We start from the raw sequence: 25,987 nt of genomic DNA on the forward strand, positions 1-25,987 counted from the left end.
TTCTTTAAACTAAACACATGAGCCTTAATTGCTCTACCGCTTTATATTTCGGCAGAGGTCTCATAAACATAAGACCTTTTCACAATTTTTTATAATTTTTATAATTAAATACTGGTTCCCAAGGTGTTCTGTTACTCTTCCGGCTCTATTTCTGCCGCTTCCACGTCAGTTCCTTCATCCTGGTCTTCTGTCAGCTTAGCTGCCTTAGCCTCTTCTTCTGCTTTTTTCTTTGCTTCGTACTCCTCCTGATTCTTGGTTGCTTCCTGTACAAGCTCTACTGCTCTCTTGTAATATTTTTCAAGAGTATCAATATCCTTCTTATCCAGAAGTGCAACTGCATCAGAATCCATATTCTTATAAAAACTGTATGCCTCATAAACCTTCTGGGCATCTGTGTAAACCATGTTCTCATATGCAGGGAACTTATCCATCATCTCAGCAAGGTCATCCGCCTGATCGTGGATTTCTACAAAATGACTGTCGGCAACTGAGCTGACATCTTCCATCTTGTAATCTTTGCCCTCGATATTCAGATAGGCTTCTCCGCTCTTATAGGTAACATAGTCAACCTTGCCCTGTACCTGAGTGCCATTCTCATCAGTAACTATTACAGTTTTTCCTACAAGATCAGATGCTCTCGACATAGTGAAGGCTTCTGCCATGTTTGACAGCTGCTCAACCTGGGTAAAGGTTGCATACTGATTGATATACTCGGTGTTTGATGTAGGCTCCAAAGGATCCTGATACTTCATCTGAGCACACAGAATATTCATGAAGGCATTCTTGTCATATCCCTGATTAGCTGCAGCCGCGTTCTTTTTCGCTTCTTCAGCCTGAGCTTTGGTATCAAGAATCTTACCATTTTCAACTACTGCATTAACGCTCATATTGGTACCTCCGAAAAGTTATCAAGCGGAGAAATCTACTGAATTACCATTGATTGCCATCATCTCAGCTGTGAGCTGATCAGCTTCATCGATCTCATCAAGCTCATCCATTGAGATATCCTCAAGTCTGATTCTTCTCATGGGCTTTCTGATGGATTCCTGAGCATCCTGATCATCTTCCTTCTGACTCTGGCTGTCGTTAAGTGCCTGGTCAAAAGCTCCTGCATTAACAGTAACCTCTACCGCTGTAACCTTAACTCCCTGCTCGTTCAGCTTTTCCTGAAGCTGCTGAAGCTGGCTCTCGATTGCCGCTCTGACATCCTCATTCTGAGTAAGGAACTTCGCAACAATGTTTCCGTCCTTAGCTGCTTCGACAATTACATTGACGCTGCCGAGGCTTGCGGGATGAAGCTGTAATTCCATTGTTGTGGTATCAGGCTTTACGCTCATCTTGATGTATTCAGTAATCTGATCCATGATATCCTGTGCGTTCGTCCTAGCCATCTGCCCATAGCTTTCCGTTTCCACTACCTCTGAAAGAGATGAGGATATCTGGTTCATAATGTGATTGTACTGAGAACCGTCAGGTGCTTCCTGCTTGGGTTCATCGTGCTTGTTTTCTTCCTTAGGCTGCTGCTCTGCATTTATCTCGATCTGGAACTTAGGCTCTTCAGTAACCTGGGGTTCTGCCTGAGTCTCAGGTGTTGTAGTAACCTCTTTTACTGTTCCTTCACCGTTCAGATCAAGTCTTACTGCCTCGGATGAAATGATAGCCTGCTCATTAACAACAGGATTTGCATGCTGCTCAACAATTACCGGACTCTCTTCAGTCTGAATGACTCTCTCTCCGGCTCTCTGCTCAAGTTCTTCGTTAAAATTCTCTAATGCTGAACTAAGTCCTTCCTCAGAAAGACTGAATTCTTCCATTAGGTTATGCCTTGTAGTATCTACCGCATCCTGCATGTTCTGAACATTCAGATAAACATCTGCGTTGGTAACGATTGCCATCACATCATCGGCACCCGTTATCTGTGCAACTATCTGAGTCATGTTAGTAGGATCAAGTATTGCTACATTTGTAAGTCCCAGTGTTGCCATGGCATTCTCGATATCTTCGATATCAACGCCCATCTCATCAGCGAGCTGCTGCATCAGGTCTCTACTGCTTTCAAGCAGTGCCTCTTCAAGCTCTGAAAGTGCTTCATCGAGCACTTCAGCAGCTGCAGCTTCACCTTCAGGATTTTCATTGATCTGTGCCAGAGCCTCCTGGACTTCATTTGTTTCTTCCGTGAGTTCAGAAGCGGCTACATTTTCAGTCTCGTTTCCTTCAGTAGCCACCTTTGTCTCAGATGCTTTTGCTGCTGTAGCTTCTGTGTCATCTGTCTTAGCGGTTGTTACTTCTCTCACCGTTCCGTCGTCTGCATTTTTCACATTCTGTGTCTGTTCATAAGCTGCAGCAACTGTGTTTTCAGCAGCTCCGGTTGTTGTGAGAGTTTTGGATACGCTAAGCGAAATTGACGCAGTCTGCTTCTGAGTATTTGCGTTACTAAGGGCTTTCTGAAAATCTGTAGTCTGCTCCTTTGTAGCAGCAATTCCTTTTGACTGCATGGTATTAGCAAAGAAATCTAAATTGTTAATACCCGGAATCGCGTTAGTAATCAAATCCTTTTCCTCCTTTCTTTGTTACTTACGGGTACACTCCACCCATAGTTCTACACAAAGTATATCGGCCATGTGTGTCAAAACTTAACCCACATGGCCGAAAATTATAAAAAAATTATAAACCCCTCATCCGTTCCCTACACCTGAAACAGTCGCTTTATGTGTGGAAGGCTCCATGTAGTCTGTAACTCTTCCTGCGTATTCCTCGTTCATCTTATCCAGTATCGCGCCTCGGTTTTCAGCACTCATCTTACCAAGAATTCTTGAGATAAGTCGTACTGCATCTCCTGTATCATTCTCGATCATGGCATTAAATATAGCTGCTGCTTCCTTGGGCTTCATGGATGAGTACGCCTTTACGTACTGCTCAAGCTCAAGATCATCTGATTCGCCCTGAATAATCTGAGCATATATCTCAGCTGCTATATCAGGCTCTATCATCTCATAGTATTTTTTAAATTCCTCAGGTGAAGGTGCATTATCAGCGTAGACCACGTTTTTATAAAAGTCTTCCTTCTGCTCTTCAAGCTTTGCCTGTTCCTCTTCAAAGGGCTGAAGTCTTGAAACTTCAGTCTGGAGCTTTTCATTTTCCTCCTGAAGAGATGAGTTTTCCTCCATTTCCTTTCTCAGTTCATTCTCCAGTCTTTTTATATAAAGATTAGCCTCGTCAAGGCTGTTTGCCAGCTGCTCGTCCACAGGATTCACCGTGGTCTGCTGCTCTTCATATTTCTTCTGGGCAACAGGTGTGTAGCTTCCTTCGGGAAGAATCCCCTGAATACCCGGTATATCTCCGATTATCGGTGCAAGGACATTCGAACCAAAGCCTCCTACGTCGAGCTTTATCAGCAGTCCCATGATGATAAGCCAAATGACTATAATGAAAAAAGTAACAACAAGTGTTGCTATTCCGCCACCATCATCGCCGTTAAGCTCAGCAGTTCTCTCAGCAAGCTCTGCTTCGCGAAGCTTAGCCTGCTTCCTCTGTTCCTTGAGCTCTGCTCTTAAGGCTTTCCTGTCCTCTTTTATCTTTTTTCTCGCCTCTTTATCGGGGTCGAGTGGTTTAGGGAGTACCGAAGACTCTTTTTTCTCCTTAGCTTCCTTTTCTGCCATTATTCATCCTCTCTTGCACGCTGTGTATACGTGAAGCTGGTTCTTTCATCTACTTCCTTGGCTTCCGCCTCTTTCTCTTCCTCTATAAATTGCTCAAAGGCTTTTTCTTTAAGCCTCTCCTGCATCTTTCTCTCCTGAACGGCTCTTGCGAGCTTCATCCTGGCGACCTCAAACTTTGCTCTGTACGAATCGACCTTTACCTCCTGATCCTTGATGATAACATCCATCTGTCTCTGGTAGTAATTGTTGTCGGTGATCTTACGAACATCCATCAGACTGGCATTCCTGAGCTCATACCCCTCGCGGATAAATTCATCGCGGGTGGCAATATATTCGTTAAGGATGTCTATCTGATCATTAAGTGCCTTGGAGGCTTCGGCAAACTCCATTTTTACCTGTTCCTCCTGCTGCATTCTGAGGTTTAGAACGCCCTGAAGGCGATAATTGAATCTTGCCATATATTAATCCTTAAACATGCTTTCAAGCTTCGCCACAACTTCCTCGTAGGTGAACTTCTCATCGGTTTCCTGCATAAGGAACTCATTAACCGCATCTATTTTCGATACAGCGTAGTCGATAGCTTTGTTGGCACCACTTTTGTAAGCTCCGATATTTATCAGATCCTCGGCATCCGAATAGGTCGCAAGAACGTTCTTAAGCTTACCTGCAGCCTTCTTCTGCTCCGGTGGAGCTATGGCGCTCATACATCTTGAAATACTTGCCAGAACATCTATCGCAGGATAGTGGTTCTTCTGTGCAAGCTTTCTGTTAAGTACAATATGTCCGTCAAGAATACCTCTGGCGGTATCCGTTATAGGCTCATTAAAATCATCACCATCTACAAGAACCGTATACAGTCCTGTAATGGAACCTTTTCTCGATTTCCCTGCACGCTCAAGGAGCTTTGGCATCTCCGCATAAACACTTGGCGGATATCCTCTTGATACAGGTGGCTCACCACTGGCAAGTCCGATTTCTCGCTGCGCCATTGAAAAACGTGTGAGGGAGTCCATCATTAGAAGGACGTCTTTTCCCTTATCACGGAAATATTCAGCAATTGATGTGGCTGTCTTTGCAGCCTTAAGTCTCTCCAAAGCAGGCTTATCAGAGGTTGCAACCACAACGATAGACCTCTCCATACCTTCAGGTCCAAGGTCACGCTCTATGAATTCACGCACCTCCCTGCCTCGCTCTCCGATAAGAGCGATGACGTTAATATCAGCGTTGGTATTTCTTGCAAACATGCCCATTAGTGTAGACTTGCCAACACCTGAACCTGCAAAGATTCCGATTCGCTGTCCCTTACCGACTGTCAGAAGTCCGTCAACAGCCTTAACTCCAAGGGATAACACATCTGATATCGGATCTCTTGTCATAGGATCCGGAGGCTGGTTCTCAACAGAATAAGCTATTCCGTTTTCAAGCATGGTTCCTTTGCCGTAGTTTGTACCGTCAATCCTACCAAGCCCGTCCAGAGTTTTGCCAAGAAGTCCCTCACCTACATTTACACGAAGAGGCGAATCGGTATTCTCAACAATACTTCCGTTTCCTATACCACTGATATTTTCATAGGGCATAAGAAGCACATGGTTATCCTTAAAGCCAACAACCTCAGCCATAGTTCCACGTCCTGAGGGTCTGCCTGCTGTCTCGCCATCCTTTTTCTTCGAGTAGATATAGCAGATGTCGCCCATCTTAGCTTCAGGGCCTGCAGATTCAATGGTAAGACCAACTACATTAACGACCTTACCTCTTACTCTGTAAAACATCTGATTTGAAAGCCTTTTGTACTTTGAATAATCAATAAATCCATTTGCCATCAGCGCTTATTCCTATCAAATGCTAAAAGCTTCAGTTTCCTTGATACTTCAGCAAGTTCAATACCAAGGGAGCAGTCAAATATACCGCCTTCTGATTCAATGATACATTCATTCTCCTTCAGAGTAGGATCCTCGATGATCTCCAGTGTTGAATTGGGTGAAGCCATTGCTTCTTCAAGGTTTGGCTTCTCATCCGACACCAGATCGTAATCATCTGAAGAAATGTGAAGGATAATATCTGTTCCATTCTCCATCTTGCCAAGTGTAGTCCTGATCAGATGAAGAACAATGTCTTTATTTTCCCTAAACTCAACATTAAAAATATGCTCGTAAATCTGTGTTAAGGTATCGACCATATCAGGCTCAATACTGGCAACAAGCTGTTGGAAATCCGCCTGCTGCTTTGCACGCTCTTCTTCGATCTCAGCCTCAGCCTCAGCCTTCATTCTCTCTATCTCTTCCGAGGCCTGCTGAATTCCTTCCTGATATCCGGCATTTCTGCCTTCCTCCATGGCCTGATTCTTTATCTGCTCGGCCTGGGAATTGGCATCATCAACTATCTGCTTAGCTTCTTCCTCTGCCATTCTGATCTGTTCATCTATCTGAGCCTGAATCTCTTCGAGGTTGATCTGGGGAACTTCCTCCGGTTCGGGAGCCGGCGGCTCCTCCATCTCCATTCCAAGATCCATATCCTCTTCTGACATCTGCATGCCCTGATCTTCAAAACCTTCGCCCTGGAACTCAGGATTGTTCACCATCTGGTTTTCACCGAAACCATTTATCTCGCCTTCACCATAGGAGCCTTCATCGAAGGAGCCATCATTAAAGCCGCCTTCTCCATTATCAAAGCCGTTTCCGTAGGAATTGTCCATTCCGGGAAATCCATCCTGAAATTCACCAAGCTCACCCGGATCGCCAAAATTGGTATTACCGATAATGTTCTGGCCATCGTCATAGGCATTTATCTGTTCAAAACCAAGGCCTTCTTCGAAACCACCAAAAGCAGGCACTGGTTCACCTTTCTCCAATGCCTCCCTTCTTTTGGCTTCTTCAGCCTGATATTTCTCTATCTTTTTCTGTGCAAGTTCGTTGTTATCTATGATATGTTTATCATTTTCATCAACCTGATACCAACCGAACTTAAGCAAATTAGATTGATTAGACAACCAGGTCATCACCTCCGCCTCTAGAGATTACAATCTCACCGGCATCCTCAAGCTTACGAATAACATTAACGATCTTCTGCTGTGCTTCCTCAACATCCTTCATACGAACAGGTCCCATGAAGTCCATATCCTCCTTGATCATCTGAGCAAGACGCTTAGACAGGTTGTTGAAGATAGCAGTCTGTACCTGTTCGGTAGATCCCTTACATGCAAGACCAAGATCTGCATTATCAACGTCACGCAGCACTCGCTGAATAGCACGGTCGTCCAGAAGAAGGATATCCTCGAATACGAACATCTTCTTACGGATCTCATCAGCAAGCTCAGGCTGCTCGATTTCCAAAGTTTCCATGATGTGCTTTTCTGTCGCACGGTCAACCGCATTGAGGATTTCAACAACAGCATCTACACCACCGACAACAGTGTAATCCTGGTTAACCAGTGATGAGAGTTTTGATTCAAGTACTCGCTCTACTTCCTTGATGGTATCAGGACTTGTACGGTCCATGGTTGCGATACGTCTAGCAACATCAGCCTGTCTCTCAGGAGGCAGCGCACCAAGAATCATGGCACTCTGAGCTGAGGACATATAGGACATAACAAGGGCAATGGTCTGAGGATGCTCGTCCTGAATGAAGGTAAGGAGCTGTGAAGGATCAGCCTTACGAATAAACTCGAAGGGCTTAACCTGAAGAGATGCTGTCAGCTTACTGATAACATCCATCGCCTTATCTTCACCAAGGGCCTTCTCCAGAAGTTCCTTTGCATAGTTAATACCACCCTCAGCAATATACTGCTGAGCGAGGCAGATACCGTAGAACTCCTCTATAACCGCTTCCTTGATCTGTGGTGTTACACTTCTCGTGTTAGCGATTTCAAGAGTAAGCTCCTCTATTTCATCTTCCTTAAGATGTTTAAAAATTGCTGATGATTTTTCCGGTCCTAAGGCAATCAAAAGGATGGCTGCTTTCTGCGTACCTGAAAGATTCGCAGTAAGAGCCGGATCATAATTACCCGCCGGTGGAAGTGCTCCAGCCGCACCTGCGCCGCCTTCTAACTCGTCATCATCAAACTCTTCGCCGTCAATAGCCATGGTAATACTCCCCTCTGTGTATTTCTATCTACTCAGGTAAAATTATAGCTCGTAGTCCTCCTTAAGCCAGTTGCGAAGAAGAATCGCAGCAGCTTCAGGGTTCTCCTCAATAAATTTCTCAATAAGCTTCATGGTCTCGCTGCTCTCCTCCATGGTGATATCAGCAAGACTGTCCTCATCCTCCAGGAATTCTTCGGGCTGAGACTCAAGAAGCTCCTCAACTGAAAGCTCCTCAGGAAGAACCTCCTCCTCCTGCTCCTCAATCTCAATCTCTTCCTTCCTGGTTGTGATACTTCTCCAGATAACGAATCCGAGAAGACCAAGAATAAGCAGAATAAGAATGAGCTGCAACAGGTCTGCAAAGGTAATTCCCTTAGGCTCTGCATCAAAGAATTCAGGCTGGTTATAAGCAGTCATTGAAATATTGGCTGCTGAAATACCTGAAGCCTTAGCTACAATATTGATAGTGTCCTCAGAAACCTCTGTCTGAGTAACTCCGGTATTCTCCTTGAATTCCTTCCAGGTCATATCGTTGTGATCAGAAGGATTATAATTATCTTCGTTATAAACCACATAGGTTGTGGCTGTTACGGAGATTGAGGATTCTTCGTAATTAACCTTACCTGAAGGTGTATCAACTGTTGTGATCTCCTCGTTAGGCAGGTAGTCCTTGGACTCTTCCTCAATTGTAGATGATGAATTCTCATTATCCTGCAGCATGTATGAGGTCTCATCATCGTTATTGGTATCTGTTCCGGGAATACCGCTTGTTCCGTTTACATTGTTAGCGTTATAGCTGTCCTCATGACTAAGTACACCCTGTGTCTGGCCTTCAGCCGGTGTATAGGTATGAGTTGTTTTCTTTATATTTGAAAAATCAAGTACGAGGTTACTTGCCACCTCGATCTCGTTATAGAGCTTTGTTCCACGAAGGACTCTTATTATCTCATTTCTTATCTGAGCTTCTGCCTTGGTCTTAGCAGTGAGCTGTGTGCTTGCAAGTCCTGCAGCGGATGTATCCTCAGAGCCTGAGAACAGCATGTTACCTTCACTGTCCATAATAGTAATCTTCTCAGTGGTGTTGTTACCAAGTATAGTTGCCGTAGCCTTGGCAAGGTATGCTGCATTATCCTCGGTGAAAGCTTCAGGATCCTTTAATCTCAGGAAAATACTTGCTGAAGACTCTTCGTTTTTAGATAAAAGCGTTCCATCATTTGTAGGTATATGAAGCTCAACCTTGGCACTGTCGATTGCATCGAATCGCTCTGAAAAGTCATGTCCCAGCTTATCCTCAAGATAAGCTATGTATTTCTTCTGTTTATCTGATTCTGTGGTTGAAAAGCTTCCGTTTGTTACATTGTCAATGCTATAAGGCTCTGCCTGAATATTGTTTGTTGCAAGCAAAAGAGATGCACTGGTCTTATCCTCCGCCAAAACGTCGAATTTAAGCGCATCATCTGACATCCTGTATCTGATACCATTTTCATCAAAAAGCTCAATAATCTCATTGGATTGTTTGAGCGAATCCGCTGTAGCAATCGGTACATACTGAGGCTGATTAAACACCGTGACCAAAATGATAACCGTAAAGGCCACGGCAGCAAGTCCTGCCCCTATAAGCGTCTTCTGTCTGATTGTAAAACGATTCCACCACTCAAGAACCCTGTCCCTGAGTCCCAAAAGACGTTCTCGCATACTAAACTCCTCCCAAAACTTCTAAAAAGACCCCTCATCCGTCAGCTTCGCTGACACCTTCTCCCTTGGGAAGAAGGCTTTAATTACTAAATCTGCATCTGCATTATTTCTTTGTATGCAGCAAGCATTTTATCACGAACCGCAATGGTGTACTGCAGCGCTGTCTCAGCCTTCTGCAGTGCTATAGCCAGATCGTGTGTATTATCTGTCTCGCCAAGAGACCACTTGATCTCTTCGTTCTCAGCATCGGACAGATAAGCATTTGTCGTATTTATATTCTCAACTGCTCTGGTAAAAAAATTGGTGAAGGATCCGTCATTTCCAAATCTGTCCCCAAGAGGATTGGAAACTCTTGAATTAGCCTTCTCTGCATTTCTTATAGCAGTTGAATGTACATTTCTGATCTGACTGATATCAACATCTGCCATTTATATCCCCCCCTTAAACTTTTAACAAGGAAGTTATGCTCTTACTAAGTTCTCTTAACCCTGAGCTATAGATAATCCCTGCCCCATCAGGTACTTACTTGATGAAAAGGCTGTAGCGTTAGCTTCATAGCCTCTCTGTGCATCAATAAGGTTCGTCATCTCTGTCACTATATCAACATTCGGATAAGTAACATATCCGAACTCGTCTGCATCAGGATGTGACGGATCATATACCATCTTATAATCCGTCCAGGTATCGTCCTTAACAGATGACACCTTAACACCTCGTCCACTGTAGTGGTCGAGTCTCTCATTGAGAATCTTTGAAAAAGGTGTCTGCATACCCTTTTCAGAAAAGGTTACAACTTTTCTCGTATAAACATCGCCTGTAGCATCACGTGTAGTGTTGGCATTGGCAATGTTCTGTGAGATTATATCCATGCGGAATCTCTCCGCAGTCATTCCGGATGAATTAATGTTAAAGGAATCAAAAATGTTACCAGTACTGATCATAAGCTACACCCCATTATCCTTTCATTGCATTCTGAAGGTTGGTAAACTCTGACTTGATACCAAGCATAACGCCCTGATACTTGATCTGGTTAGCTGCAAGTGTAACGTTCTCGGTATCGATGTCCACGTTATTGCCATCCATTCTGTATGAGAAATTGGAATAGTCTGTATAAGGTCTTGGCTTAAGTCTGCTGATCTTAAGTCCTGCAACCTTAGCATCCATGGTCTTATACCTTGAATTACCAAGCGCACGCTCAAGCTCTCTTTCGAATGCAACATCCTGTCTCTTGTAATTAGGCGTATTTACATTCGCAAGGTTATTAGACAGAACCTCATTCCTTATCCATGAAGCATCTGCCGTCTTATCCAGTACATTAATGTAATCAAATGCATTGCTATTGATCATATTTTTCTCCCCCGTAAACAAACGAAGTGGGCAAGCATAATGAACCTTTTAACCCTTATTTACATATTAAAATGAAATTTATCAAATTACAAGTGATTTGAGGTAAAAACACACTTTATATTGTGTTTTTTAACCCAAGCTGATACAAGTATTAGTTTTCTCATCAGGTCCTTATTAAAAAATGAGGGATCTATCCAAAAAAGATAAATCCCTTCATCACCACCGTCCTATATAATGTTTCGGAGCATAAGCCGGATCATATTAGACAGTTCACAGAATGTTCAAGCATTTTCGCAAAATTCCTTACATCTGAGACTTTAATTTCTTGATCTCATCGAATACCACATCATTCAGAACCTTGATATATGTTCCCTTCATTCCTGAAGATCTGGATTCGATTACTCCGGCACTTTCAAACTTTCTAAGAGCATTGACGATAACGCTTCTTGTGATGCCAACCCTGTCAGCAATCTTACTTGCTACAAGTACGCCCTCCATGCCATTTAATTCATCGAATATATGAATGATAGCTTCCATCTCTGAGAATGAAAGTGTTCCAATGGCAGATTTTACAACTGCAAGCTTTCTGCTCTCCTCAGCACTCTCCTCATTAACAGCTCTTAGCATCTCAAGACCAACAACTGTTGTGCCATATTCGCATAGAATTATGTCGTCAATGTCATAGGGTTCATCGCATTTATAGATAAAAAGAGTTCCAAGTCTTTCACCGGCAATCTCAATAGGTGTGATAATTGCCTGATATCTTCTCATATCAACGTCTTCAAATCCAAGTGTTTCGAGATTGACATTTTCTTTGGTGGACAAAACCGTAAGAAGTCTCTCGTTAAGCATCGGGTCGATAAAGCTGCCCACATCATCAACAAGCATCTCGCCAAGTGAGTCAACAGCCTTAGCCTCACCTATTCCGAGAACCTTTCCCTTTCTGCTTATAACAAGCATGTTAGAATTTAGTATTTCACATAACACCGAGCAAATGTCATTAAAAACCACCTTGCCGGAATTACTGTTGTGTAGAAGTTTACCAATTTTTCTGGTTTTGTCCAAAAGCTGTACGCTACTCATGAAAAAATTCTCCTTTTATCTGAAAACGTTAACAAAAATACATGAATCTACTACAACTAATGCGATTGTAACATATAATATAGACTACATCAAAGAGATTTGTGCATCTTTTAATTAAAATTTAATGAATAGTTGATACAATATATATTATTCAAACCTGAACACCAATATAAAAAGCAGATGCCGTCTTTTTATCCGCACATCTGCTTTAGTATTTTTAAGTGATTTTATGTATTTTTATTCTTCGTCTTCCTTGTTGTGGTCAATAATATTGCCGCACTCAGGATCATTACATACAAGCTTGTTATTCTTGATAAGCATCAGACCGCCACACTTAGGGCATGCCTTCTTGGAAGGTCTCTGCCATACCATGAAGTCACAATCAGGATTATCAATACATCCGTAGTAGAGACGACCCTTTCTAGTTCTCTTAAGGACGATATCCTTACCACACTTAGGACAGGAAACGCCGGTCTTTTCATAATAAGGCATTGTGTTTCTGCACTCCGGGAAACCGGGACATGCAAGAAACTTTCCGTGAGGTCCGTACTTGATTACCATGTTGCGTCCGCAGTTCTCGCAGACTACATCGGTTGCCTCATCCTGGATTTCAACCTTCTCTATCTCCTTCTGAGCCTTCTCAACTGCATCGGCAAGATCAGGATAGAAGTTCTCAACGATTGTCTTCCACTTAACGTCACCCTCTGCAACGCCATCAAGAAGTGTCTCCATGTTTGATGTGAAGCTTACGTCAACGATCTGAGGGAATGCCTCGTTCATCATCTTGTTAACTGCTTCTCCAAGCTCTGTCACATAGAGATTCTTGTTTTCCTTGGTTATATAATGTCTTGCAAGGATAGTTGTGATCGTAGGTGCATAGGTACTGGGTCTTCCGATTCCAAGCGCCTCTAGATCGTGAACGAGTGAAGCCTCTGTGTAGTGAGGTGCAGGCTGTGTAAAGTGCTGCTTCTCCTCGAACTCCTGAAGCTCAAGCTCTGAGTTCTCATCTATTCTCTTTGCAAGTGTATTCTTCTCGATCTGATCATCTTCATCGGTGTAAACATTCATGAAACCGTCGAAGATTGTTCTGGATGCAGCGACTGTAAAACGATGATCGCCAGCATCAATTTTTACTGAAGTTGTCTCATACTTGGCAGCTGCCATTCTGCTGGCCATGAATCTGCGCCAGATAAGCTGGTAGAGACGGAACTGATCGCGGCTAAGGAATTCCTTAACAGCAACCGGTGTGTTATTTACATCAGTAGGTCTGATTGCTTCGTGCGCATCCTGGATCTTAGCTCCTGCCTTAGCACCGGGTGTCTTCTCAGCAAGATACTCATCACCGAATGCATCAGATATATACTTAGCAGCTGAAGCCTGTGCCTCATCAGAAATACGTGTGGAATCTGTACGAAGGTAGGTAATAAGTCCGACTGTTCCGGCCTTACCCATGTCGATTCCTTCATAGAGCTGCTGCGCTGTTCTCATAGTCTTCTGAGTTGAGAAATTGAGAGCCTTTGAAGCCTCCTGCTGAAGTGTTGATGTTGTAAAGGGAAGCGGAGCCTTCTTGGAACGCTCGCCCTTCTTAATCTCTGAAATCTTAAACTTTTTGCCCTTAAGGTCCTTTAAAATCTCATCGAGCTCTGCCTTTGATGCTATCTCAGCTTTCTTGCCATCTTTTCCGTAGTAATGCGCTACGATGGGCTTCTTCTCACCCTTTACCTTAAGTGTAGCATCAAGTGACCAGTATTCCTGAGGAATGAAGGAATTGATCTCATCCTCTCTGTCACAAATAATTCTAAGTGCAACTGACTGCACACGGCCCGCGCTGAGGCCTCTCTTAATCTTCTCCCAAAGGAGTGGTGATATCTGGTAACCAACCATTCTGTCGAGAACTCGTCTGGCCTGCTGAGCATCAACAAGGTTCATGTCAATGTCTCTGGGATGCTTCATAGCTTCCTTAACAGCAGACTGAGTGATCTCGTTAAATGTCACTCTTGAAAAACGATCCTTGGCATTCTCAAGCTTAAGTGCTGTCATAAGATGCCATGAAATAGCTTCACCCTCGCGGTCAGGGTCAGTTGCGAGATAAATATGGTCAGCGTTTTTCGCTGCCTTTCTCAAAGCCGCAAGTACGTCCCCCTTACCTCTTATGGTGATGTACTTAGGTTCAAAATCATGTTCAACATCAATTCCCATCTGGCTTCTGGGAAGGTCGCGAACGTGTCCGTTACTTGCTGCCACTTCGTATCCATTGCCCAGGAATTTCTTAATTGCCTTCACCTTTGTAGGTGACTCAACGATTAGTAAGTTCTTTTTCTTTGTTGCCATTAAATGTGCCCCTCTTACATTAATTAGTAGAAACTCGATTTCGAGCTTATCATAGTTTTGAAATATACACCATATTTTTGGGCAATGCAACATGATTTTTTTACAAAGTGCCAAAAAGAAGCAATAACGTATATAGGAAGGAACACTGTTTTTGCAATCGAGCAGGCTGACTCCTACTCGATTTCGCACACGAACATTCCGCACTTCGTGCTCCATGTTCTTACAACCGGCAAATGAATTTGTATGCAAGCATCCATTCGCTTGCCGGTCTTGTGCAACAAAATAAACGGGCACCGATCCTTCGATCAGTGCCCTCTAGTTCTGAATTTCCAATGGACTTGTTCTCCTTTTCTGTTTTTTTATATCAACGAATCTTCCAACCAAAATCATGTTGCGCATCATGATCTTTTTTGACTACCGGCATCCATATTACTCGCCGTTCATGTAGTCCAATTGATTCGTTAGAAAAATAATGAATAGCAGGATCGAATTGGTGAAGCACACGCCGCCTCATCTCACCCCTATTCGCAAAACAGATAAAACTCTGTTCTTACTTAGGTAAAGCACACGCTACCTTTGCTACTACTGAGCATTTATCTGCTCGTCTGTTGGTAATATGATAATATCAAGACCTAGTTAAAATGTCAATACATTTTCAATTTATTTTTGTTTTATTTTGAAAATGATTGTCTCGTTTTAAATTTGTCACTATTTTCAGTCTATTTTAATCAAATTAACAGTATATTTCAAATTTCTTTAAATAAAATGTAGGAATGGCCACGTAAAAGTACATTATATAGCGTTTGTTACGTTGTATATTCCATATATTGTGTTTAGCAATTGTCACCCTATACGTGTAATTGTGGTTGACAATTCAAACAATTCATCCTATTCTATCATTGTCACCTTAATATTATAATCTTATAGGGTGACAATTATAATATGAAAGAAGGATCTAAAATGAGTAATACCCGAGCACAAATACTTGAAACCAAACAATCTACTTCAGTAAAGGATCTATGTTTCATCGCCGCCTTTGCCGCAATCATATGCGTTTTATCGCAGATATCTATTCCCATGCCGGCTGGCGTTCCCATGACACTGCAAACACTTATCATTCCTCTTGCAGGAATCGTTATTGGCAAAAAAAGAGGTACCTATGCGACACTTTTATATCTCCTTATCGGAGCAGTAGGTCTTCCTGTTTTTTCAGGCTTTAAAGGCGGAATCGGCGTACTTTTTGGATTAACAGGTGGATTCCTTGTATCCTTCCCTGTTTTATCCCTTACAGCAGGCCTTGGCGACGAACTTGGCATTAAGCTTAGTCATAAGAGTGATAAAACCAATAAGATTATGTATTACTTTCCTATCGTGCTTTGTCTTGTAATTGGTGCTACAATAAACTATGTATTCGGAACCGTTTGGTTTATGATAGCTTCCAAAACTACATTTCTGGCAGGGCTTACCGCATGTGTATTGCCGTTCATCCCTACCGCAATTTTGAAGATAATAATTGTAGCCATTGTCGGTCCCGAACTCAAAAAGCGTTTATCGCCAATACTAAACTGACAGACAAAGGAAAAATAATATGCCGGACACAAAAGAAATGGTGCTAAGCTACCTTGAAGAAAACAGTGGAAAATTCTCATCAGGAGAAGCTATCGCCACAAAGCTTAACATTTCTAGAAACAGTGTCTGGAAAGCTATAGAATCCCTGCGAAGAGACGGCTTTCAGATAGAAGCCGCATCCCGCAGGGGTTATTCTTTATCAGGAAAAGCTGACAAAATCAGCGCTTCTGAGATTCTAAAGCACTCACAAGCTTCGATAGATCCGGATCTTATTTTGGTCCACGACTCTCTCGAATCAACTAATAAAACTGCAAAGAGCGAAGCCACTTTTGATGCACCACACGGTACAGTGATCATCGCTGCGCAGCAGACCGGCGGAACCGGACATAAAAGGCTTTCTTTCTCCTCTCCTAAGGGTGGAATTTACATGAGCCTTATTATGCGTCCGGAAGAATTCTCGATTAAAAATTCAAAGCTTTTTACACCCTTTTCTGTTCTTAGTGTATGCAGGGCAATTGAAGAATTAACAGGATTTACTCCGTCAATCAAGAATATAAATGACATTTTCCTTGAGGATAAAAAGATCTGCGGAATTTTAACAGAAGCTGTCTCTGACTTTGATACAGGAGATATCCAGTTTATTGTAGTTGGAATCGGAATCTATTTTAATATCGATGTATCAGAGCTGCCTTCAGATATCAGGAAAAAAGCCGGATCAATTTATAAAAAGGGCGAAGAAAAAATATCAATAAATCAGCTGATTGCACGTATCCTTGATCTTATTCTCTCACCTGGTAATATAGATGAATCAGTTATTTCCAATAAATATAATAAAAGACTTTTACAATAAAAAATAAGCGGATCAAATATTCTTGATCCGCTCAACATTCAGAATCGTATCGATGTAAAGCTTTGCGCTCGCACCGGTAACTTTATTCCAGTTAAATCTCTTATAGCAATAAAATGTTATCTCACCATATGAATGGTAAATCTCAGGATGCTCAATACTCTCCTTCAGCATTCTTCTCAAATCCTCAACATCGGACTTTTTAAAGTACTGCGCATACTCACAACATGCTTCCTTGTTCTCAGGAATATCACTTGCAAGACATCTTCTTCCAAAGCTCATGGCTTCAAGAAGACTTATGGGCATACCCTCAATATCACTGGGAAGAACATACATATAGCAGTTACTGAAAAGCTCAGTCAGAGTATCACCCTGAACAAATCCTGTCATTACTACTCTGGGGTCCTTAGCTGCCATCTGTCTTACCTGCTCGATATAATCACCAGAGTGACTGGCGCCGCCTGCTATAACGAGCTTCATATCTGTATCCACCTTAGAAAAAGCTTCAAGAAGATATGTGATGCCCTTCTCAGGAACGATTCTGCCCAGATATAAAATATATTTTTCCTTCTCAAGTCCAAATTTATTTGCAATCTTATTAGGCGCCTTGAACTCTGTCTGATTAACTCCGTTTGGAATATATATGGTCTGTCTGTTGTATTTATCAAGGAAATACTGCTGAACGTTACGTGACAAAACAATAACCTCATCAGCATATCTTGCAGCAACCCACTCACCGAACTTTAAGTATCTTGTTGCGAAGCCGCCCCACTTCGCTCTCTGCCAGTCAAGACCATGAATTGTTGCAATCGTTCTTATTCCAAACATATGTGGAATAAGTAGCATCGCACTCGGTCCCTCAGCATGGTAATGAATAACATCGTAATTACCAAGAAGCGCTCCGATCGTAGCAATGAAAGAATAAACAACAGCATTTAATGACTTTAAGCCAGGAGTCGGTACATGAACTATACGAATTCCCTTATACTTTTTAAGCTTATGAGCCTCTTTATCTGCATTCTTATCAGCAACGTTATTTCCCATGCGGTTATATGCTGTAACTGAGTGTCCCATCTGAACAAGTCTTGTAGCAAGTTCCTCGACTACGATTTCCACTCCTCCTTCTCTGGACGGTATTCTCTTATGCCCGATCATTGCGATTTTCATATCTGCTCCTACTTAATACGAACCGTTTAATTTAAATAACTCAGACACAGTTCTGAAAAGTATTCTTATATCTATAAACGGTGTCCAGTTATCAATATAATCAACATCAAGTCCTACTACCTTATCAAAATCGGTAATATTACTTCTGCCACTACTCTGCCACATACCGGTAATACCGGGTTTAATACTGATTCTCCTCCACTGGTCGGTTGTATATTTCTCAACCTCATCCAGGGTCGGCGGTCTTGTTCCCACAAAACTCATGGAACCTGCAAGAACATTAAAAAACTGCGGAAGCTCATCAATGCTTGTCTTTCTTATGAACTTGCCAACTCTTGTAATTCTGGGATCATCTTTGATCTTGAACATCATACCGTCGCCAACTTCATTCATAGCCTGAAGTTCAGCCTTACGAGCCTCGGCATCAACATACATACTTCTGAATTTCCAGATTTTGAAATGTCTTCCGTTTTTACCCACTCTGACCTGCTTGAAAATAGCGGGTCCCGGAGAATCAAGTTTAATTGCAATTGCTGTGATTATCATAATAGGTGACGAAAGAACAATACCTATTATTGCAAACACAATGTCAAAAATTCTCTTGAGTGCTGCTTCCCATGTATTCATGCATACCGTATGGTAAGTCATGATAGGATAGGTTCCTATACTGCTGTTGTAGGAAAATGCCTTTCTTCTTCTGTAAATATCAACTACAACTCTGCAGGTAACACCCATTCTGATACACAGGTCGATGTAATTCTGGATATATGCAATATCCACATCGCGCTTCTGCATTATGAAAACCTGATCAATATTATATTTTCTAATAATCTTTTCAAGGTCCTTAAGGCAGCCGATGTACTCAAGAGACTCAGATTCCTCATCAAAGCTCACATAGCCAATCTCATTGACTGTAAGTGGAGTCTTGTTAAGGAAATATCTGAATTTGTTGTAAGAAGCCTTACTTCCCACATAGATACATCTGGGAATATGCTTTCTGTTTATAATCCTGTCAATTATCTTTAAGAAAAACAAAATCTCCAGCGACATTACCATGTAGGAAACCATCAGAAATCTAACAAAGAATCTGTGATCAATAGATTCTAAGAGGCTAAATTTATATGTAAGAAACCCACTTAGGAAAGCAAAGAAAAATGACACACTTTCCCTCTTAATCACTCTGTCTGTATAGAAAAACAAAGTGTTGTTATAAATGTTCGCTGCTCTGTTTGAAATAATAAAAATTAGTACAAAAATAAAAAACATTGATATTATACTTTTCCACTGCTCCGGTCTCACCAATGACCCCCAGGCAAGAACGGTCCCCCCAAGTGCAGCACATTGGAAAAAGATATCCAATATCATATGAACTACGTCAAAAGACGCTGATACATTAGAACGATTCATAACACTATACTCCAAACTCTGACCTGGGACCCGGGGTGCGCTACAGTGCGCACCTTAGCCCCCGGCCTTTGCAATCTGCAAATTCTGCCTTCAACTTACTGTTTAATAGTTCCTTTAAATCCTGCCTTCTCAAGTGCCTTCTTGAACTTCTTAAACTGCTTCTTTGACATCTTCTTGGTGACCTTAATGGTCATCTTCTTGGTGTCAAGGCCCTTGAAAGCGCCCTTCTTTACTTTGATGCTCTTCTTGCAATTAAACTTAATTGTCTTAAGCTTCTTGGCTTTTGAGAATGCCTTCTTGTCAATTGTTGTAACATTTGAAGAAACAACAATCTTTGTTGCCTTCTTGGCATCCTTGAATGCTTCAGCCTTAATCTCTGTAACTTTGTACTCAACACCATTAACAGTTACGGTACCAGGCACCCTTACGGTCTTATCCTTTGTGTCGATAGATACAAAGGCAGCAGTACCATCATCTTTGGTATCAACATTTTCGTTCAGATCAGGATTCTCTGCAGGTACATCAACTTTAGCATTATCCTGATTTATAGTAACGTTGCCTGTATCAGGTGACGGCGCAGCATGAACAGGTGTTGAAACAAGAAGCGCAGCCGCGAGAGCAGATGCAAGGACTTTTTTCATAACTTTAACCATTTTCCTCCTCCTTTCGTCGCCAATGCTATTGCAAAGGTTCGAATAAATATATGAGTAACTACAGCTTTCGCCATAGGTAACTCCATTCCACGAAAGCCTTAATTCACTTTTACCTGCTTGCTGTATAATATCTGCTGTTTCTCTTGTTGTAATAGTACTTACCCTTAGAGCTGCCCATTCTGTTGAGAACAACTCCAAGAAGCGGGCAACCGGCTCTCTCAAGCTGCATAGCGGAATGTCTTACCATTGATTTCGAGGTCACTCCGCTTCTGACAACAAGGATTGCTCCATCACAAAGTGAACCAATACGCTCACCATCTGATACAAGGTCAAGAGGTGATGAATCCACAAATGTATATCTAAAGTTCTCCCCTGCATAATTTAGAAGTTCCTCAAATCTCTTATTCTCAAGAAGCATTGAGGGATTAACAACATTCTCAACATTAGGAAGAATAAAACCATTATCAAAGGATGTCTTATAAAAAGCATCCTTAAAGTCACAGTCTCCAGCAAGAACTGAGCTGGTTCCCTTAATCATTCCTCCATCAGCTAGCTCCATTCCATACTTTGCCACTAATGTAGACTTTCTCATATCAGCATCAATAAGCGCGGTTTTTATTCCTGTCTGAACAAATTGTCTGTAAAGCTGCATAGCAACAAAGCTCTTGCCCTCATTGGGGGTTGATGATACGATCATTATTTTCTTTACATCATTTCCAAGAAATCCGATATTAATACGAAGAGAGTTAAGTGCCTCCTCCATTGCATATGGGAGTTCAGGATTATTATTTAAAATCAAAGTGCTCATGAAATCTTTTTCTCCTTTCGTGAACCACTATTTTTCATTGTTCTAACCTTTTTACCTGCATAAGAATCGCTTCCTTCTGCAAGGGTTCCAAGGTCACCCTCAGGGATAACTGCAAGAGGGAGACTACCAAACATTCTCTCTATATCATCACCGGAATTTACAGTATCCTGAAGTACGAATATTACTGTCAGAATTCCAAGTACAAGTGCGGTAGCAGCTAAAGCTCCCATCATGATATTCTTAGAGAAGCTGGGCGAACTCTTATACATAGGTACAATTGCAGGCTCAATAATGTGAGGCTTGGGAGTATCCATAAGCTTGGGAATCTGAATCTCAGCCTGCTTTGCAATATCATTAGCAATTGCCTCAGCCTCATTAGGGTCGGTACTTGTAACGCTTATAGTCATAATTCTGGTATTCTTAATAACTGCAATCTTAACCATTCCTATAAGTTGATCATATGTATAGTCAAGATCAAGATCCTTTATAACCTGATTAAAAATAGGTCTAATCGTAAGAACCTGTTCATAGTCTGAAGAAAGCCCTGTTCCAAGGTTAAGATCTGTTAAATTAACCATGGTATCTGTTGAAGCTGAAACCACATAAATCTTGGATGTCGCAGTATATAATGGTTCAACCAAGAAGTATGTATACGAGCCAGCTATTACAGAACCAAGAATAAAAGCTGCAATAATAAGAACAAGCTTCGTTCTGAAATAGTTCAAAAGTTCAAACAAATCAATCTCTATTCCATCCTGCTTTTTTTCAATGCTCAATCCTTCAAGAGCCTTTTTCTCAATATGTTTCTTTTCCATTTTTACTCCTCTACTAACTACAACTACTCATTTAACGGACTTAGCTGAAACAGCTTATCCATCACCTTATAATAGGAATCATCATCTATATAAAATTCCTGATGATCAACATCATCATTAATTAATTGTCCAATAACATGTTCACCTTCGAAGGAGATTGTGCCGAGGTTCTCTCCTCTGCTTACTCTGTTAAGAACCCTTGAGAAGTCATTACCTGACATATCAGTCACAGCAACTTCCTTCATTTCCTTATATATCTCATTGGGAAAGGTCTTATCCTCTTCTGATCTCTCCATGAGTTTATTCAGAAATGATTTTATATAAGCTTCCTGCCTTGCCATTCTTGCTTCATTGGTGCCATCACCAACTTCCATTCTGGCGTGAATATAGTTATATGCCTGCTTATCGTTAAGGGTTATCTCCTGTCCCTCGATAAGTGTGGGATCAACCTCACTAAAGTCACCTTCAACTGTAACAGTTACACCGCCAATAGCATGATTAAGCTGCTCAATTGAATCCATGTTGAGTTCGTAATAACCATCTATCGGAAGTCCTCCTAAAAGCTCTGATACTGCATTTACAGTATTTTCACTACTCATCTTAGGATCTCCGCCATACCAATGCGCTGTACATATCTGCATCATAGATCTGGCATTTACAGTTCCATCTGAATTCATCATAGGAACCTTCATAACCGTGTTACGGTCAATCTCAAGAACTGCATAATTATTATCTGATCGGTTCAGTACCACCAAAAGCAGCACATCTGCCATATTACCTCTATACTCAGATGGATTTTCCTCTCCGTAGGTTCCCGATATATCAGTTCCGATTATGAGATAGTTCCTAACTGCTGCATCATATCTGCATACCTTACCATTTATCAAAAGTTCGCCTTCATTAAGCGTTATCTCATCGTCCTCGTCATCCTCGTCATAATCAGCCATTGAGTGGTATTCAACAATGTCCTCTAGCTTACTTATTCCTACGAAGAAAAGAATCAACGCTAATACAACAGCCGACAATTCCAATATTAACTTGAATTGTTTACGATTCATCATTCCTCCATAACTTATCCGAAAGCTGATCAATCTCAGTTAAGATGCCTTCTCCAAATTTCTTCTTAAGAGCAGTGCGGCCCTCCGCCATATTAACAGGCCTTGAAGAAACATTATGAGCATCAGTTCCAAGAAGGATATCATGTCCTTCTTTAATGAATTTATATGCAAAACGGCGTGATTTCCATGAAAGAAAACACTCCGTATTTACCTGTGAAATAACTGGAAGTTCTAAAACTTCGTTCCAAACCGAAAGATCTTTTTGATAATGTCTGAAGCGCTCGATGTGAACAAGTACCACCGTAAGGTGTTGCTTTTCGACTATATCCCTCACTTCTCCGTAAACATCTCTAGTCCATTTCCTAAAGGGCATCTCCAAGAGGAGAACTCTCGTATCCTCAACACACAAATCAGTAAGACATCTTGAACTTCCTATCCCCGGAAAATATAACACTTCCGCACCAAGTTTAAATTCAGAAATATCAATTTCCTCAAAATCAGTATCTTCAGATAACGACTCGACTAGCTGTTCATAAGATTCTCGTCTTCTGGAAAGAAACCTAGCAAGATCATCATTATCTGCATAAAAATGCGGTGTAAATACAATTCTATCAACACCCTGCTCAAGTTCCATGCGGATCATTTTCTTAGTCATATTCATATCTTTACTGCCATCATCAATTCCAGGCAGTATATGCGTATGAAAGTCAATCATCGTATGCTCCGTCCACTAAAACCAATTACCATAACTCCATTAAATCAATATAATTCAAAAAGCATTGTTCATTTTTTCAAGTCTAATCTTCGGCATCATCTTCCGCATTCATTTATGCATCAAAATCACTCTCGTTCGAATTTCTCTAATTTACCATAAATTATTCCCAGCATTATTGCCAGCGGTATTGCCATTGGATTTACAAATGCCGACTCAGCTGTCGAACTAATAAGCAAATATGATAAACATATCAAACCACATGTATAAAATGATCTATCGAATTCTCTCAGTCTTTGAATCATTTTGAACATTCTTACAACTATGATAATTACACAAACCAAGCCTATGACCCCGGTTTGGCCAAGTATCATAGGCCAAAAACTATCTGAAGCAAAAAAAGTTTCACCCTCAATCAACCCATGTATATTTGATAATCCATATATATAATATATGGGCGAATAATTTATAGCCGACATATATGAACCAAAAGTCCCAAATCCGCTACCAAGGGGAAATGCATTTTTCGCTATCTCAATTGACGTCACCAACAATTGAAATCTTGCTGAATCATCTTGAATATCACTAAAATAATAAAATTCTATTTGATCCCATGTAATGAAAACAACTAGCGGTAAAAAAAGCAAAATCGTTTTATAATCAATTTTTTTATCCTTTTTATAAACAAAATATTGAATTAAAACAAATACTGTTGCAGCCACAAATGCTTTGCTCCTCAAGGAAGAACACATTAGTAATAGTAATAATACTAAATATAAGTAATATTTATCTATATAAGGTCGAATTATCATCAAGATAGATATCAAAAATGCGCAGGCAGCAACGAATCCAGTAGGGGATGAATAAAATAAATGTGTTGCTCTTATACCATATCGAATATTATCCGGATAAATATGTATAAAATTATCTAATATATACAATATCAGGAACAAAAATGTAGGCACTTTAACACACCAAATAAACAGTTTTTGTGAACATTTTTCTATGTTAAAGTTGGTGAATAGATATTTGCTTGTATAAATCGCCATCCAAAACTTTACGCATAAAAATACATCTGGAATTGCAACACTAAAAAAAGGTTGATATTCATATTTTATATTGCCACACACTCCCATTAAAACAAAAATAGAAAGAAGGCCAATAAAACCATCCCTATTTGTACGTATGACAAACTTTTTAGCCTTTAATTCGTGCATTTTTAGCAAAATAGCAACTATCGCAATTATTTCATCAATATATTTGGTTAGCCCAATAATATGTGATAATGGGTTCTGAAATAGCAATAAATAAAAAAGAAAAATAAATAAATAACATTTATTATTCTCACTTGAATCTCCTATCACTGCACCTCCCTATAAATCTCATAACTATTCTTCTTTCACCTAATCCGTATTCCTTTGCAAAAATAATTTACAACAGTTTAGATGCTATAATCACAAAAAATAATGTTTGTCTTCTAGTTAAAAATATCAATTATCTTAAATGAACCTATGTTAAATAAATTGTGTTAAATCAACAGAACAGAAATTCATTCATAATATTCATAAAAACAAATAAAATGAACTGTATAATAATAGGAATGTATTATATCAGTCTTTTCAACGCCCAATTTAATCTTCTTAAAATATCATATCCTCCATATTTTTTAAGGATACTACTAAAGCCTTTTTTTGAATACATTTCCCAAAAATCATCTCTCATTTCACCCATTTTCGATGGTTCATATAAATTTTTTTGTATAATACTTTCTTTAGAAACTTCTCCAAAATAAATATAATCTGTGATTTTATCAAATAATGTTTTCGCCTTTGTAGTATTTAAAAATATTGAAGATATTCCCTTATTGTCATTTAATTCCGGATAATATTTTTTCACCCCCCAAAAATCTGCCAATGTAAAATCACCTACTCGTTCCATTTTTGCAAATTTGCAATTATAACAGCTAGGTCGCAAAGCATTATTTGAATAAAAAATTTTAGTGTAATTATTTCTATAATACTTTTTATTCTTAATTACAAAACTCTCAACATGACTATCCCAGCCATCAATAGTTTTATCTCTAAAATTGAATTCCGTTATCTTACCACCTTTTTTCTTTTCCCAAAACAATAAATAATCATTTAACAATGCTGATGAACACACTCCATGACAAACAATGTCTATTGTGTATAAATTGCTAATATCGCTTTTATTCATAAATCCATAGAGTCCAGATACTTGGCACGCAGTACCACAAAACAATACTTTCTTCCTGTTCTCTAAATCTTTTTTTACTAGTGAATAAATTCCAGAGATATCACTTTCAACATATTTAGAGCCTTGCATTTTTTTGCATGTTTCTATATCTAATGCTCTAATATGCCTTACATAATTATTCTCATCAAGAATGCTACCATAAACAATTCCGCCCTGTTTAATCATCCATTGTGCTAAAACAAAGAAAAAGCCTCCACTTCTACTTCGCTTTCTATCTTCAGAATTCTTATTAATAACCCAATAATATTTTTGATCATCACTATTATGTCTTAAATTGTGTTCATTAAAAGAACATGCTTTAAGACATAATCCACAGTTTACACATAATGCTTCGTTTATGATTGGATAAGCAAATCCTTCTTTATCTTTTTGCATGACTATAGCTTTCTTAGGACATATTTGTTCACATGCCCTGCAGCCACAGCATTCTTTTTTAGCACTTCTATTTAATCTCATTTTTTCGTTCTCTTATCATCTTTG

General features: G+C 40.4%; 24 protein-coding genes. 2 read left to right on the top strand and 22 right to left on the bottom strand.

Going from position 1 to position 25,987, the window contains the following annotated elements; translation table 11 throughout:
- Positions 1 to 131: 131 nt before the first annotated feature.
- The 13 genes from G587_RS24010 to topA form a co-directional block, all read right to left on the bottom strand.
- A complete protein-coding gene (locus tag G587_RS24010) occupies positions 132 to 887 on the bottom strand; it encodes a flagellar hook capping FlgD N-terminal domain-containing protein (protein ID WP_051200537.1) in 756 nt (251 codons plus the stop codon).
- Between the two features lie 21 nt (positions 888 to 908).
- The gene (locus tag G587_RS0101920; protein WP_026490862.1) at positions 909 to 2,549 is read right to left on the bottom strand and encodes a flagellar hook-length control protein FliK; all 1,641 of its coding nucleotides are present in this window, start codon (positions 2,547 to 2,549) and stop codon (positions 909 to 911) included.
- Between the two features lie 126 nt (positions 2,550 to 2,675).
- On the bottom strand, positions 2,676 to 3,659 hold the full coding sequence (locus G587_RS20995) for a hypothetical protein (RefSeq protein WP_051200539.1): 984 nt from the start codon (positions 3,657 to 3,659) through the stop codon (positions 2,676 to 2,678).
- Positions 3,659 to 4,117 carry a flagellar export protein FliJ gene (gene fliJ / locus G587_RS0101930; RefSeq protein WP_026490863.1) on the bottom strand — a complete coding sequence of 153 codons (459 nt, stop codon included), beginning with the start codon at positions 4,115 to 4,117 and terminating at the stop codon, positions 3,659 to 3,661. Before fliJ ends, G587_RS20995 begins: the two co-directional genes overlap by 1 nt.
- A gap of 3 nt (positions 4,118 to 4,120) precedes the next feature.
- The gene (gene fliI / locus G587_RS0101935; RefSeq protein WP_026490864.1) at positions 4,121 to 5,479 is read right to left on the bottom strand and encodes a flagellar protein export ATPase FliI; all 1,359 of its coding nucleotides are present in this window, start codon (positions 5,477 to 5,479) and stop codon (positions 4,121 to 4,123) included.
- Positions 5,479 to 6,627 carry a FliH/SctL family protein gene (locus tag G587_RS0101940; protein WP_026490865.1) on the bottom strand — a complete coding sequence of 383 codons (1,149 nt, stop codon included), beginning with the start codon at positions 6,625 to 6,627 and terminating at the stop codon, positions 5,479 to 5,481. The genes fliI and G587_RS0101940 overlap by 1 nt, the downstream gene beginning before the upstream one ends.
- 10 nt (positions 6,628 to 6,637) lie before the next feature.
- Positions 6,638 to 7,738 carry a flagellar motor switch protein FliG gene (gene fliG / locus G587_RS21000; protein ID WP_081673574.1) on the bottom strand — a complete coding sequence of 367 codons (1,101 nt, stop codon included), beginning with the start codon at positions 7,736 to 7,738 and terminating at the stop codon, positions 6,638 to 6,640.
- A 42-nt stretch (positions 7,739 to 7,780) separates the two neighbouring features.
- A complete protein-coding gene (locus G587_RS0101950) occupies positions 7,781 to 9,433 on the bottom strand; it encodes a flagellar M-ring protein FliF C-terminal domain-containing protein (RefSeq protein ID WP_026490866.1) in 1,653 nt (550 codons plus the stop codon).
- 86 nt (positions 9,434 to 9,519) lie between these two features.
- The gene (gene fliE / locus G587_RS0101955) at positions 9,520 to 9,861 is read right to left on the bottom strand and encodes a flagellar hook-basal body complex protein FliE (RefSeq protein ID WP_026490867.1); all 342 of its coding nucleotides are present in this window, start codon (positions 9,859 to 9,861) and stop codon (positions 9,520 to 9,522) included.
- A gap of 54 nt (positions 9,862 to 9,915) precedes the next feature.
- Positions 9,916 to 10,374: a flagellar basal body rod protein FlgC gene (gene flgC, locus G587_RS0101960; protein WP_026490868.1), complete on the bottom strand. Its 459-nt coding sequence runs from the start codon at positions 10,372 to 10,374 to the stop codon at positions 9,916 to 9,918.
- Between the two features lie 13 nt (positions 10,375 to 10,387).
- Positions 10,388 to 10,780, bottom strand: a complete 393-nt coding sequence (gene flgB / locus G587_RS0101965; protein ID WP_026490869.1) for a flagellar basal body rod protein FlgB — start codon at positions 10,778 to 10,780, stop codon at positions 10,388 to 10,390.
- A 303-nt stretch (positions 10,781 to 11,083) separates the two neighbouring features.
- Positions 11,084 to 11,863, bottom strand: a complete 780-nt coding sequence (gene codY / locus G587_RS0101970; protein WP_026490870.1) for a GTP-sensing pleiotropic transcriptional regulator CodY — start codon at positions 11,861 to 11,863, stop codon at positions 11,084 to 11,086.
- A gap of 237 nt (positions 11,864 to 12,100) precedes the next feature.
- A complete protein-coding gene (gene topA, locus G587_RS0101975; protein WP_026490871.1) occupies positions 12,101 to 14,194 on the bottom strand; it encodes a type I DNA topoisomerase in 2,094 nt (697 codons plus the stop codon).
- A gap of 960 nt (positions 14,195 to 15,154) precedes the next feature.
- Here topA and G587_RS0101985 point away from each other — a divergent pair.
- Entirely contained in the window at positions 15,155 to 15,763 is a 609-nt protein-coding gene (locus G587_RS0101985; RefSeq protein ID WP_051200541.1) for a biotin transporter BioY, read from the top strand.
- A gap of 19 nt (positions 15,764 to 15,782) precedes the next feature.
- A complete protein-coding gene (locus G587_RS0101990; protein ID WP_026490873.1) occupies positions 15,783 to 16,613 on the top strand; it encodes a biotin--[acetyl-CoA-carboxylase] ligase in 831 nt (276 codons plus the stop codon).
- A gap of 12 nt (positions 16,614 to 16,625) precedes the next feature.
- Here the strand turns inward: G587_RS0101990 and G587_RS21005 are convergent, their stop codons facing one another.
- From G587_RS21005 to G587_RS0102035, 9 genes are all read right to left on the bottom strand, one after another.
- Complete coding sequence (locus G587_RS21005) at positions 16,626 to 17,777, bottom strand: glycosyltransferase family 4 protein (protein WP_051200543.1); 1,152 nt, start codon at positions 17,775 to 17,777, stop codon at positions 16,626 to 16,628.
- A gap of 12 nt (positions 17,778 to 17,789) precedes the next feature.
- Positions 17,790 to 19,184 carry a sugar transferase gene (locus tag G587_RS0102000; protein WP_026490874.1) on the bottom strand — a complete coding sequence of 465 codons (1,395 nt, stop codon included), beginning with the start codon at positions 19,182 to 19,184 and terminating at the stop codon, positions 17,790 to 17,792.
- A 95-nt stretch (positions 19,185 to 19,279) separates the two neighbouring features.
- Positions 19,280 to 19,837: a leucine-rich repeat protein gene (locus tag G587_RS0102005; protein WP_026490875.1), complete on the bottom strand. Its 558-nt coding sequence runs from the start codon at positions 19,835 to 19,837 to the stop codon at positions 19,280 to 19,282.
- A 109-nt stretch (positions 19,838 to 19,946) separates the two neighbouring features.
- Positions 19,947 to 20,645 (bottom strand): CpsD/CapB family tyrosine-protein kinase, encoded by a 699-nt coding sequence (locus tag G587_RS21010; protein ID WP_051200547.1) that lies wholly within the window; start codon positions 20,643 to 20,645, stop codon positions 19,947 to 19,949.
- Entirely contained in the window at positions 20,642 to 21,460 is an 819-nt protein-coding gene (locus tag G587_RS21015) for a YveK family protein (protein ID WP_051200549.1), read from the bottom strand. Before G587_RS21015 ends, G587_RS21010 begins: the two co-directional genes overlap by 4 nt.
- A gap of 23 nt (positions 21,461 to 21,483) precedes the next feature.
- Positions 21,484 to 22,518 (bottom strand): LCP family protein, encoded by a 1,035-nt coding sequence (locus tag G587_RS24015; protein ID WP_026490876.1) that lies wholly within the window; start codon positions 22,516 to 22,518, stop codon positions 21,484 to 21,486.
- Positions 22,508 to 23,233, bottom strand: a complete 726-nt coding sequence (locus G587_RS0102025; protein ID WP_026490877.1) for a CpsB/CapC family capsule biosynthesis tyrosine phosphatase — start codon at positions 23,231 to 23,233, stop codon at positions 22,508 to 22,510. Before G587_RS0102025 ends, G587_RS24015 begins: the two co-directional genes overlap by 11 nt.
- 125 nt (positions 23,234 to 23,358) lie before the next feature.
- Positions 23,359 to 24,594, bottom strand: coding sequence for an O-antigen ligase family protein (locus tag G587_RS0102030; protein WP_026490878.1), 1,236 nt, complete (start codon positions 24,592 to 24,594; stop codon positions 23,359 to 23,361).
- A 241-nt stretch (positions 24,595 to 24,835) separates the two neighbouring features.
- Positions 24,836 to 25,963 carry a Coenzyme F420 hydrogenase/dehydrogenase, beta subunit C-terminal domain gene (locus G587_RS0102035; RefSeq protein WP_026490879.1) on the bottom strand — a complete coding sequence of 376 codons (1,128 nt, stop codon included), beginning with the start codon at positions 25,961 to 25,963 and terminating at the stop codon, positions 24,836 to 24,838.
- Positions 25,964 to 25,987: the final 24 nt, after the last annotated feature.

Origin of the sequence: Butyrivibrio sp. XPD2002 (assembly GCF_000423945.1) — a bacterium.
In the GTDB taxonomy this organism is placed as follows: Bacteria; Bacillota; Clostridia; order Lachnospirales; family Lachnospiraceae; genus Butyrivibrio.

What these genes read in the sequence shown, in the direction of transcription:
- G587_RS24010 (WP_051200537.1), bottom strand. Translation starts at nt 887, where the DNA reads ATGAGCGTTAATGCAGTAGTTGAAAATGGTAAGATTCTTGATACCAAA.
- G587_RS20995 (WP_051200539.1), bottom strand. Translation starts at nt 3,659, where the DNA reads ATGGCAGAAAAGGAAGCTAAGGAGAAAAAAGAGTCTTCGGTACTCCCT.
- fliJ (WP_026490863.1), bottom strand. Translation starts at nt 4,117, where the DNA reads ATGGCAAGATTCAATTATCGCCTTCAGGGCGTTCTAAACCTCAGAATG.
- fliI (WP_026490864.1), bottom strand. Translation starts at nt 5,479, where the DNA reads ATGGCAAATGGATTTATTGATTATTCAAAGTACAAAAGGCTTTCAAAT.
- fliG (WP_081673574.1), bottom strand. Translation starts at nt 7,738, where the DNA reads ATGGCTATTGACGGCGAAGAGTTTGATGATGACGAGTTAGAAGGCGGC.
- G587_RS0101950 (WP_026490866.1), bottom strand. Translation starts at nt 9,433, where the DNA reads ATGCGAGAACGTCTTTTGGGACTCAGGGACAGGGTTCTTGAGTGGTGG.
- fliE (WP_026490867.1), bottom strand. Translation starts at nt 9,861, where the DNA reads ATGGCAGATGTTGATATCAGTCAGATCAGAAATGTACATTCAACTGCT.
- flgC (WP_026490868.1), bottom strand. Translation starts at nt 10,374, where the DNA reads ATGATCAGTACTGGTAACATTTTTGATTCCTTTAACATTAATTCATCC.
- flgB (WP_026490869.1), bottom strand. Translation starts at nt 10,780, where the DNA reads ATGATCAATAGCAATGCATTTGATTACATTAATGTACTGGATAAGACG.
- codY (WP_026490870.1), bottom strand. Translation starts at nt 11,863, where the DNA reads ATGAGTAGCGTACAGCTTTTGGACAAAACCAGAAAAATTGGTAAACTT.
- topA (WP_026490871.1), bottom strand. Translation starts at nt 14,194, where the DNA reads ATGGCAACAAAGAAAAAGAACTTACTAATCGTTGAGTCACCTACAAAG.
- G587_RS0101985 (WP_051200541.1), top strand. Translation starts at nt 15,155, where the DNA reads ATGAGTAATACCCGAGCACAAATACTTGAAACCAAACAATCTACTTCA.
- G587_RS0101990 (WP_026490873.1), top strand. Translation starts at nt 15,783, where the DNA reads ATGCCGGACACAAAAGAAATGGTGCTAAGCTACCTTGAAGAAAACAGT.
- G587_RS21005 (WP_051200543.1), bottom strand. Translation starts at nt 17,777, where the DNA reads ATGAAAATCGCAATGATCGGGCATAAGAGAATACCGTCCAGAGAAGGA.
- G587_RS0102000 (WP_026490874.1), bottom strand. Translation starts at nt 19,184, where the DNA reads ATGAATCGTTCTAATGTATCAGCGTCTTTTGACGTAGTTCATATGATA.
- G587_RS0102005 (WP_026490875.1), bottom strand. Translation starts at nt 19,837, where the DNA reads ATGGTTAAAGTTATGAAAAAAGTCCTTGCATCTGCTCTCGCGGCTGCG.
- G587_RS21010 (WP_051200547.1), bottom strand. Translation starts at nt 20,645, where the DNA reads ATGAGCACTTTGATTTTAAATAATAATCCTGAACTCCCATATGCAATG.
- G587_RS21015 (WP_051200549.1), bottom strand. Translation starts at nt 21,460, where the DNA reads ATGGAAAAGAAACATATTGAGAAAAAGGCTCTTGAAGGATTGAGCATT.
- G587_RS24015 (WP_026490876.1), bottom strand. Translation starts at nt 22,518, where the DNA reads ATGAATCGTAAACAATTCAAGTTAATATTGGAATTGTCGGCTGTTGTA.
- G587_RS0102025 (WP_026490877.1), bottom strand. Translation starts at nt 23,233, where the DNA reads ATGATTGACTTTCATACGCATATACTGCCTGGAATTGATGATGGCAGT.
- G587_RS0102035 (WP_026490879.1), bottom strand. Translation starts at nt 25,963, where the DNA reads ATGAGATTAAATAGAAGTGCTAAAAAAGAATGCTGTGGCTGCAGGGCA.